The sequence below is a fragment of the Nostoc sp. JL31 genome, assembly GCF_017114965.1.
GTDB lineage: Bacteria > Cyanobacteriota > Cyanobacteriia > Cyanobacteriales > Nostocaceae > Nostoc > Nostoc punctiforme_A.
The window spans coordinates 1-9,107 of record NZ_JABXKO010000086.1 but is presented as its reverse complement, the minus strand read 5'-3'; the positions used below and the strand labels follow the sequence as shown (position 1 = coordinate 9,107).

Sequence of the window (9,107 nt, the reverse complement as noted above, 5' to 3'; positions counted from 1 at the left end):
CCGGCACGGTAACGCAATCGACTATTACAGTTTCCGAAGGTACGGACGCACTCGGAAACGATGTTTCGACACGCGATACAAGTACGTTTGTTTACTGCTGTTCCCAGTCCAGTGCCAACGACAGCGCAACCTATACCCATGTCGGATGCGTTATCACCTGTGCCAAAGGTGAAGACAGCCGCGATCGTAAAAACTCCAACGGAATTATCAAATGACGGTATCAAAACCGCATTAGACCAGCAACAGAAAGATTTTACCGAGAAACTTGGACAACTGACTGCGATCGCCACCGCAATCGCGGCAATTACACCAGCCATACAAGGGCTGCCTGATGCGATCGCCAAATCTCCGACTGTACAAGCTGCAAATAAAGAAACTACCCAAGGCGCAGTTTGTGAAATTGCTCAACCTGGGGGATGTTTGGGGAATGCTCTAGATGATTCTGCCAATAAAGTTAATCAAAATAATAATCAAAATACAGCTAATCTTCTAGACAAAATTAATGCTGGGGCAAATGCTGCACAATTAGCACTTTTGGAATTGATGAATACAAAGCTTGGTGATTTAATTCCAGGCGGGATATCAGGAAAATTACAAAGACTCAGTTCATGGATGCATCTCGATAGAGTACTAAATATTTTGATTTGGTGGCAGACTCTCCACAATGCCTACATGCTCTCTGCCAACTTAGGGCAAACATTAACTAGCGCTATATCAAATGTTTTAGCAGCAATAGGAATTAAAGATGCTGAAGGTAGTCCATTAGAGATTGGCGAAGTCTTAGGAAGTCAGTTTGATTCTTTAGCTAAAACTGTAATCGGCGAAAGTGAGTGGGGAGGAATCAAAGCTGAATACAAAAAATGGAATCGAATTTATCAAGCAGCAGCTAACTTAATGAATTCAATTCAATCTATTGGTTATTCGATTTTGAGCGCCTTGGAAGTCGTTGGCTCATGGGTTGCTGTAATTGGTAATGCCCTGCGTCAATGGGGCGAGGTCAGTGAAAAAGCGTATCGGTGGATGAACCCGACTCCTAACTTTCAGAATAAATTCTTTACTGCTTTAGAAAAAACTGAAGATGTGGTGAGTCAAATTGACAGCGTTGCTTCCGAAGTCTTAAGCGTTCAAGAAACAGTTACCCAGATTGGAACTCAGAAAACGGAGTTTCTCAAAGCATTAGGAGAAGAACCAAATAGCAAACAAGGTACTACACCACCAGAAGCAGCAAAAATTAAAGCTGCCTCTGATGCTTCCAAGTTAGTTAGCGCAACAGGAATAGCAATATCCGATTCAGATAAGGAAGCTGACGAATAATGACATTACCGAAGGTTTTAGCGAGTGGGAGAATCTCCAAGATATCGTTAGGCTTGAACACAATAAAGCAGTTAAAACTTACTTTAAAAATCAACCAGATAATGATGTCAGCGAAGGCAAACCAAGATTAAAACATTCTTGTTTGATGAAAGATGATGACACATCAACTATGACTATCATGAGGATGTGGTTATTTGAAATAACTTGTGGACACGCTCAAGCGTTGCAACGGCCTGTTTACGGTATCCCTTGGTATGAGATTCAATCAGAACGCACCTTCAAACCACAAGTTAAGCTGTACTTCTTAGAACCTTACAACTTTACTATTCACGGTGATGGAAAAACACCCCAGGCTGAAGGTGAAATCACCTTTAGATTAATGGATGAATCTAGTGAAACTATTAGTCGTAGCAATGCAGAAACTTTAGCTAGACAAATTAAAAGTATATTTGCGACACCTCCTTTTACTTGGAATAAAGGACACTTCAAATGTACTTATTCTGATAAAGAGCATGGCTACGAATTGAAATTACTAGTAACAAGTAAAGCGGAAGGGGAACGGATGATCCGTGCGGTTCTAGATATTCGCAACCACTCTTTTGACCGCGATTACCTCCAATTTATCGACAATGACCGGAGCTATCCAACAAACCCAGGAACGCACCGAGTCTATGGACGTACAACTCAAAAATTTACTCGTCGGCGAACGGCAGACGTGAAATTTAGGTTTGCACAACTACTTATCTGGGGCAAGCAAAATCCAATCAATTTGGTGGCTACTAGCGGCAGCCGCTTAAGAAGCGTCATCGAGCGAGTTTAGGGCCAATTATTCCAAAAATTTACCGGACTACACTATGTTATCCGCTTGGAAAAAATGACTTGAATCATTGCTATGACTGAATAACAAGCAATTGACAATTAATAAGTACTAATATGTCCAGACGCAAGAGCGCACGAGAATTAGAAAACCAACTTAAATACGCTAAAGCCAGAGAAGCCTATACAGCACCACTAAGAGAAGAGGGATCTGCAACCCAGCGTCGCCCAAAGACTGCGGTAAAATATGCGGTACTGTCTCCTTTAGCGGCCGCAGATTCAGCCTTTACCATTCAAGTGTCTGCTGCTGGATTACAATTTTTTGGTGGAATTGCAGGATTAGGATTAGCGGAAGCGGCAACAGATCCTAGCGCGCCTCGCGGTTTCCGTCCGGCTGAAATGAAGGCAACCGTGGCTGACGGCTCCCCTAGTGTAGTTCGAGCTAAAGGCTCAAATCGGCCTTACGTTCGCTACGGCAAAGGTACACGTGGTAGTAACACTCAATACAATTATTCGGCTGCAATCACTGCTGCAACTCCCTCAGCCCTTGATACCAAGGTGAAAGGAATTTTTACCTCTGTAAAAAGCTCCCTTGGTGGTAGCTATGGGCGTGTCTGGTTTGAATCCGAGCGTTACCCCGCAAACGCTAGCGGTTGATGATCAACATTTCTACACCAGCTATTTGGTATCCAGGTCAATCAGAACTTGAATTTTCTGAGGAATTGAACCTAATGATGGAGCGGGCCGCAATAACCCGCGATTTTCTTAACGGTGACATTCCTCCAGATCATCTTTTAGATTTCATCAATGACCAAGGCTTTGATGTTTTTGAAGTATCTGAAGATTGGGATTTAGGCGATGGCATTATTAGCTGATGTCACAGCGGTTGGAGCTTGGGAGCTTTTTTATTATCAAAAGCTCTTAGGCAATCTCCAAAATCGCAAAATCAAAGCCCCAATCATCGATCCGGTTGAACTGCCATTCATTACGGATAAACACATCTTGCTAGTTGGAGCATCCTCAAGCAAAGCAAAGCCAACTTGGTTGCGTGCTGGGTATCTTTATCAGCAAATAGGTGGAATTCATATTGATGACACCATAATTTACGAGAGATTGGGAGCAGTCCCCAGCACTGAAACAGATTTTAATCGCTCTCTTATTAAGCTCAACAGCATTGATTTAATCAGGTTTCCCCAAATTACTAATGATTATCGCTTGCGGTTTGAAGCAATGCCTTGGATAGAGGAAGTAACTTTAGGGGTTTGGGTTTACACGGGGACCGTAAGCGATTCAACCGAAGAAACATTAGGCGCAATCAGAGCAAAACTAGAAACTCTTGAATTCAAGATTGATAATTTATGACTACATTAAGTTACACCGCATTAGCTGAAAAATTACCCGCTGGTTCAATTGAATTTGTTGGGAATAATCAAGTCAAGCTTAATTTGAGTTTGGCGACAGATTCAGGTGCAGCGCTGACTTTAGGGACTTCTTGCGTTAAAGGTATTGTGAAGTTAATGCAAGCATTGTCTGCGCTGACCGAGCAAGTAAATGAAGCGAGGATTATTGCTAATCTTCCGCCAATTGAATTTGCATCGCAGCAAGTAACAGGTACACCAGAAGCACCAGAATTTGAATTTACAGTGCGCGTCAAAGTGGATACTGCTTTGTTTGTTGACAACCTCGACGACCCCACTGATTAATTATGATTAACAATCCTTCCAACACGATTGAAGTTGCTAAATTTAGCAATTGCGTTCATGGGGGCAAAGACCTGACCGCTACTGTTGGTGATACAGTTTTAAACGCCAACAGTATCAGGCAGTATGCAGCTTTTATAAACAATTCTTCTTCTGATATCACTTTGATTTTGGGTGATAAGTCTAAAGGTGCTATTGGTCGCGGAATTGTTTTAAAGCCAAGAGGCAGTTATGAGATAAATCAGTCTAATCTTTATGTTGGAAGGGTGTCAGCTATCTCTGCCAACGACTGTAAATTAACTTTCACGGAGTGTATTGAATAGTGGCACTTTTTAATCCAGCATCAGTAACAGTAGCCGAATCAACTAGCGATACTTCAATCCCAACCACTGTTGCTGCTAACATAGCCAGCGGGATAATCTTGGCTGCTAATTCCAATAGAAAAGGCGGGACAATTTGGAATGATAGCACCGCTACTTTATTCATTGAATTTGGCGCAACCGCAACAAATAGCGCATTTACTGCCAAGTTATATGCAGGCGGATATTATGAAATTCCATTCCATTACATTGGTGTAATTAGTGGTATTTGGTCTGCTGCCAATGGGAATGCTTTGGTTCGGGAGTTAACTTAAAATGCCTTTGTCTAATCCAGTATTTTCAGAATTATTGCTTCCCACTAGTTTTACTCACTGGCATGACGAAAGCTTTGTTGAGTCCGGTGGACAAATCAAAATTGATACAAACACTAGTATCGCTTATGCAGCCGAAATCTACCAAAATCCATGTGCGCTTAATGATAGCTTTAGCTTTCGGAGGCTGCTAACAGCAGGAAGCTACAATCTTGGTGTCTTGACTGTTTTGAGTTCCAATGTTGGAAAGCTGAAACTAGAAATTGACGGTAATTTGGCTTTTGATGATATGGATTTTTATAGTCCATCTGTTGTTGTTAATGGAATACTTCAACGAATTATTACCATCCCTGCCGATGGATTACATGACTTTAAATTTACTGTATTTGCAAAAAACGCAGCATCCAGTAATTATTATTTCTCTGGTCGGAAAATCTGGGCTAGAAAAATATAATTTCAATATTATTCAAATGACTACTACTTCTTCAACAATTGCCGTTTCTTCTAGTCCTAGAGTAGAATTCACGCTTCAAGATGCAGGAATACTTGTTGGGATCTTTGGTAGTCTTGTAATGCTTTTTGGCGTTGCTTTTAGTGTAATTAGCAAAATAAACAAGATTTCTTTTACAGTTGATGGCATTGAGGAAACCTTAAAGCTCCACGCCAGCAATGCTGAAAAAATCAAAGATTTGGATAAGCGCTTTGATGTTCATCTGCAAGATTACGTCAACTACAAGGATGCAAATTTATTAAGCCACAACGGTTTGGATGAGCGCATCGAGCATAAGTGGCAGCGATCTGAGGGAGAATTTAATGCAATTAAGGGGAGTATAAAAGAGCTTCAGGGTTTTCTACACCGAACGAACGACTTTAAGATCCGGGAATAACCCTCTGGGGATTCAGGGTAACTGAAACTTTTTGTAGCAAGCTGGACAGAGTAAGTCTTTGCCCAAAAGTTTGAGGTCGGAGTACTTGCCACACTTAAAGCAAGTGCCTTCTAAGTGGATTGTTCCAATCTTAAGTTTTGCTTTCATTCAAGTCCTGGGGATTCACTCTACAAGAACCGAGCTTGTTCGGTGTGGGCAGATAAGGAGTCAATTCTGAGTCTGAATGGTAGGACTTACACCTACATCTGACCGAGAGTTCAGCCCTTTGGTGACAGTAATCTGCTGTCGGACTGGATTAGTTATTTCCGGACTGATTACCGTGATTCACTAATCAACGAATCGCACTTCCTCTATGAAAAGGTTAGACGCACAGTTGTAGGTGTTAATTTGAATCAGCCTATTTCGCTTGTAGTTTCCATTAGATGTAAGTTGGAATTGATCGCTAGAGCCGTTTGGGGCTGCGGACTGCCCTGTGTAGCTGTCTTGGTATTGGATGGACGAGATTCGACCGTACCGCCACTCGCCCTGGAGTTCAGTAGGCACTCCATTATCGTTACCCGCCTGACTCGCGCTTGGGTAAAAAAGAAGGCTAGCGGTGAAACCCAAACTCACGGCAGTAGCAGCGAAAAAGCGGACAGTTTTTGGTATGGAATAGAATTGCCTGTTGGTTATTGAGTGCATAGCATTTTTGTAGAAATAGATTTATTTATCAACGAAAGCGATTTACAGCGCGGAATCAGGGTTTATATATCGCCTATCCCAATAGGGGCACACAAAGGTGCGCCCAAATCCACCCAAACCAAAACTTCATGCAATAAACTGCAATCCATATTTGTTCAAAACAGGCTGTATTTTTTCCATATTTAGCGATGTACTATCTGCTACTTGACCCATTTCTTCATAAAAGTTTTTCGCGCCCTTCGGTGAAATTAAAACCAGGAATTTCGCAGTAGCAGAACGAATCTTAAAGCCATGTGGTGTATTGTAAGGAATGTTAACGAAAAAGCCTGGTGATGCCAAAATTGTTTCTGTAGCAACTTGGATATCTAGTTCACCTTCTAGAATATAAAACGCCTCTTCCCAAGGGTGAGTATGAAGTGGTGGGCCATTTTCCTCTGTATCTGTAATTTCATAAATTGTCCACGCTTGATTAGTCTCTTCTCCGGTTACTTTTGTTGTGAACTGTGCACCAATAACTGAAAATTGATTCCCTTCTCCTGATGCAAGAATAGTTGGTTTACGCATGGTTGCATTTTGCATACAAGTTACTCCTTATTGTGTAATTTAGTAAGTGACTTACAAACTTGATTTGATGTTTTTAACATTAGAAATTAATCGGGGAGAACTAGGGGAGAAAAATTGGTAATTGCTTTTTTTTGTAACTGATGATTAAGATATTGAACTAAGGTTAAAATCTCTAGAAACAATTAGTAGCCTATTGTGGCTAAAGTCGATATTTCCATGCCTAAAGAGTCACTCAACTTCCCCAAAGCAGACATACTAGTGATTGATGACACGCCAGAAAACCTGAATCTCCTATCTGCTATGCTGACGGAACAGGGATATAAAGTTAGGAGTGTAACTAAAGGTTCTACGGGATTACGGGGAGCAAATGCAGTTCCTCCCGACCTAATTTTGCTGGATGTGAATATGCCTGAGATGAATGGCTATGAAGTCTGCCAACACCTGAAGGCAAACGATCGCACCCGTGAAATTCCGGTAATTTTTATCAGCGCTTTGGGTGATGTGCTAGATAAGGTAAAAGCTTTTACAGTTGGTGGGGTGGACTACATCACTAAGCCTTTCCAGCTAGAAGAGGTTTTAGCACGAATTGAAAATCATTTGACCATTTGGAAACTGCAACGACAACTCCAAGCCCAAAATGAGCGGTTGCAGCAGGAAATTTCTGAACGCGCCAAAGCAGAAGAGAAGTTCGCTAAAGTTTTTCGCTCTAGTCCCAACCCAATTGCGATCGCCACAGTTTCGGAAGCTCGTTTTATTGATGTCAATCCCAGTTTCTTGAAGATGAGCGGCTATTGTCTAGAGGAAGTAATTGGAGATACTGCTACCGAACTTAATTTAGGTAAAAGTACAGTCGCGGTCGCTCAAACAATTCAACTTCTGCCGGAAACTGGCTCACTGTACAATCTAGAATTTGAATTTTCTACTAAGTCTGGAGAACTCAAAACCATACTGATATCTCTCGAATTAATTGATCTAGCTGGAGTGCCATGTGCTTTATTAATTGCCAATGACATCACCGAACGCAAACGTCTAGAAAACGAATTTATCTCTTTAGTCAGTCATGAGTTGCGTACACCTTTAACTTCCACAATGGGAGCATTAGATTTATTGAGTTCAGGACAACTGGGAACTCTGAATGAACAGGGGCAAAAAGTCCTAAGCATTGCCACCACTAATACTGAACGCCTGATTCGTTTAGTGAACGATATTCTCGATTTAGAGCGGATGAAATCGGGCAAAATCCTCACGCGAAAAGCGAAGTGCAACGCCGCAGACTTGCTAATTACGGCAACGGAAGCGATGCAAGCAATGGCAGATAAATTACAAGTTCGACTGATTATAAATCCCGTAGCAGTAGAACTTTGGGCAGATCCCGATCGCCTCCTGCAAACCCTCACTAATTTACTGAGCAACGCGATTAAGTTTTCTGAACCAGGTGACACTGTGTGGATAAGTGCCACTCTCTCAGAATCCAGAGGCGTTGAGTCTGAAGAAAATCAGCCTTCATCATCCAACTTCCTTTTAATTACGATCCAAGATGAAGGGCGAGGAATTCCTGAAGATAAATTGCAAATCATCTTCGAGCGTTTTCAGCAGGTAGATGCATCTGACTCCCGCAACAAAGGAGGAACAGGTTTAGGACTTGCTATTTGCCGAGATATTATACAGCAACATAATGGTAAAATCTGGGTTCAGAGCATTTTAGGCAAAGGTAGCACCTTTTATGTACTGTTACCTTTAGCAGACTCTCAATAACAGCATTTAATTACCCAAATCTCCCCTACTTCTGCCCGATTGCATTCTAAAATAGCTGAAGACTAATCAAGCTAATCAGCATCACATATCATGCGAGAGTGACAATATGAGCAGAAATATCTTGATTGTTGATGATGAAGAAGATGTGCAGGCGATCGCAAAACTGGGATTAGAAATGGGTGCTGGTTGGAACGTATTGACAGCTTGCTCTGGTCGAGAAGCGTTGAATGTAGCTGTCAACTCTAAGCTTGATGTAATTTTACTAGATATGATGATGCCTGATATGGATGGGCGCGCCACTCTGCAACAACTGAAGGCTAACCCCATCACTAAGTCAATTCCAGTAATTTTACTAACTGCCAAAGTCCAGGAGTCCGATCAAAAGAGCTTTACTGGCTTAGATGTAGTTGCTGTCTTTGCCAAGCCTTTCCGTCCCTTGAAACTAGCAGCACAAATCACTGAAGCATTAGGCTGGAACTGATTTTTTTGGTGGTTACAGCAAATTTTGCTCTATATATCTAGCTCTATATATCTATATGTTATTACTGCTTTTCTGATTCGCATTGACAGAGAGGTGGACAAACGTGGGTACGAAACGATTGGGCGTTGGATACCATCTGTCAGATTGAGCCTCAAACGAATTGATCTATAAATAATTTACGCTCCGGGAAAGCGATCGCCGCGGCCAATATCCTCCAACAACTAGCTACGCAACAGAGGATCTAAAACCAGCCAAGGCGGCAAGACAGCAGAATTGCT

General features: G+C 41.8%; 14 protein-coding genes. 13 read left to right on the top strand and 1 reads right to left on the bottom strand.

The genetic code is table 11. From position 1 onward, the window contains the following. Positions 1-60: 60 nt before the first annotated feature. From HWQ43_RS19950 to HWQ43_RS19900, 11 genes are all read left to right on the top strand, one after another. Positions 61-1,314 carry a hypothetical protein gene (locus tag HWQ43_RS19950; protein ID WP_292737267.1) on the top strand — a complete coding sequence of 418 codons (1,254 nt, stop codon included), beginning with the start codon at positions 61-63 and terminating at the stop codon, positions 1,312-1,314. 145 nt (positions 1,315-1,459) lie between these two features. Then, positions 1,460-2,134 (top strand): hypothetical protein, encoded by a 675-nt coding sequence (locus HWQ43_RS19945; RefSeq protein ID WP_292733612.1) that lies wholly within the window; start codon positions 1,460-1,462, stop codon positions 2,132-2,134. Positions 2,135-2,247: 113 nt separating this feature from the next. Next, a complete protein-coding gene (locus tag HWQ43_RS19940) occupies positions 2,248-2,787 on the top strand; it encodes a hypothetical protein (protein WP_292737265.1) in 540 nt (179 codons plus the stop codon). Beyond that, positions 2,787-3,005, top strand: coding sequence for a hypothetical protein (locus tag HWQ43_RS19935; RefSeq protein WP_292737263.1), 219 nt, complete (start codon positions 2,787-2,789; stop codon positions 3,003-3,005). Before HWQ43_RS19940 ends, HWQ43_RS19935 begins: the two co-directional genes overlap by 1 nt. Continuing rightward, positions 2,989-3,492 carry a hypothetical protein gene (locus HWQ43_RS19930; protein ID WP_292737261.1) on the top strand — a complete coding sequence of 168 codons (504 nt, stop codon included), beginning with the start codon at positions 2,989-2,991 and terminating at the stop codon, positions 3,490-3,492. The genes HWQ43_RS19935 and HWQ43_RS19930 overlap by 17 nt, the downstream gene beginning before the upstream one ends. After that, positions 3,489-3,833, top strand: coding sequence for a hypothetical protein (locus HWQ43_RS19925; RefSeq protein ID WP_292733602.1), 345 nt, complete (start codon positions 3,489-3,491; stop codon positions 3,831-3,833). Before HWQ43_RS19930 ends, HWQ43_RS19925 begins: the two co-directional genes overlap by 4 nt. A gap of 2 nt (positions 3,834-3,835) precedes the next feature. Next, a complete protein-coding gene (locus tag HWQ43_RS19920) occupies positions 3,836-4,153 on the top strand; it encodes a hypothetical protein (RefSeq protein ID WP_292737259.1) in 318 nt (105 codons plus the stop codon). Beyond that, the gene (locus HWQ43_RS19915) at positions 4,153-4,464 is read left to right on the top strand and encodes a hypothetical protein (RefSeq protein WP_292737257.1); all 312 of its coding nucleotides are present in this window, start codon (positions 4,153-4,155) and stop codon (positions 4,462-4,464) included. The genes HWQ43_RS19920 and HWQ43_RS19915 overlap by 1 nt, the downstream gene beginning before the upstream one ends. Before the next feature lie 7 nt (positions 4,465-4,471). Next, positions 4,472-4,915, top strand: coding sequence for a hypothetical protein (locus HWQ43_RS19910; RefSeq protein WP_292737255.1), 444 nt, complete (start codon positions 4,472-4,474; stop codon positions 4,913-4,915). Next, a complete protein-coding gene (locus HWQ43_RS19905) occupies positions 4,848-5,348 on the top strand; it encodes a hypothetical protein (protein WP_292737252.1) in 501 nt (166 codons plus the stop codon). Before HWQ43_RS19910 ends, HWQ43_RS19905 begins: the two co-directional genes overlap by 68 nt. Positions 5,349-5,735: 387 nt before the next feature. Further along, the gene (locus tag HWQ43_RS19900) at positions 5,736-6,023 is read left to right on the top strand and encodes a hypothetical protein (RefSeq protein ID WP_292737249.1); all 288 of its coding nucleotides are present in this window, start codon (positions 5,736-5,738) and stop codon (positions 6,021-6,023) included. 132 nt (positions 6,024-6,155) lie between these two features. On the opposite strand, the gene HWQ43_RS19895 is transcribed toward HWQ43_RS19900, so the two are convergent. Continuing rightward, positions 6,156-6,608, bottom strand: coding sequence for a cupin domain-containing protein (locus HWQ43_RS19895; protein ID WP_292737247.1), 453 nt, complete (start codon positions 6,606-6,608; stop codon positions 6,156-6,158). 180 nt (positions 6,609-6,788) lie between these two features. Here HWQ43_RS19895 and HWQ43_RS19890 point away from each other — a divergent pair, with 180 nt between their 5' ends. Together HWQ43_RS19890 and HWQ43_RS19885 are read left to right on the top strand one after the other, a co-directional pair. Next, entirely contained in the window at positions 6,789-8,348 is a 1,560-nt protein-coding gene (locus HWQ43_RS19890; RefSeq protein WP_292737244.1) for an ATP-binding protein, read from the top strand. Positions 8,349-8,454: 106 nt separating this feature from the next. Continuing rightward, entirely contained in the window at positions 8,455-8,829 is a 375-nt protein-coding gene (locus tag HWQ43_RS19885) for a response regulator (RefSeq protein WP_292737243.1), read from the top strand. The last annotated feature ends 278 nt before the right edge of the window (positions 8,830-9,107 follow it).

Excerpts from the sequence above, each read along its gene's own strand:
- HWQ43_RS19895 (WP_292737247.1), bottom strand. The coding sequence starts at position 6,608 with ATGCAAAATGCAACCATGCGTAAACCAACTATTCTTGCATCAGGAGAA.
- HWQ43_RS19920 (WP_292737259.1), top strand. The coding sequence starts at position 3,836 with ATGATTAACAATCCTTCCAACACGATTGAAGTTGCTAAATTTAGCAAT.
- HWQ43_RS19950 (WP_292737267.1), top strand. The coding sequence starts at position 61 with ATGTTTCGACACGCGATACAAGTACGTTTGTTTACTGCTGTTCCCAGT.
- HWQ43_RS19885 (WP_292737243.1), top strand. The coding sequence starts at position 8,455 with ATGAGCAGAAATATCTTGATTGTTGATGATGAAGAAGATGTGCAGGCG.
- HWQ43_RS19925 (WP_292733602.1), top strand. The coding sequence starts at position 3,489 with ATGACTACATTAAGTTACACCGCATTAGCTGAAAAATTACCCGCTGGT.
- HWQ43_RS19940 (WP_292737265.1), top strand. The coding sequence starts at position 2,248 with ATGTCCAGACGCAAGAGCGCACGAGAATTAGAAAACCAACTTAAATAC.
- HWQ43_RS19945 (WP_292733612.1), top strand. The coding sequence starts at position 1,460 with ATGAAAGATGATGACACATCAACTATGACTATCATGAGGATGTGGTTA.
- HWQ43_RS19930 (WP_292737261.1), top strand. The coding sequence starts at position 2,989 with ATGGCATTATTAGCTGATGTCACAGCGGTTGGAGCTTGGGAGCTTTTT.
- HWQ43_RS19935 (WP_292737263.1), top strand. The coding sequence starts at position 2,787 with ATGATCAACATTTCTACACCAGCTATTTGGTATCCAGGTCAATCAGAA.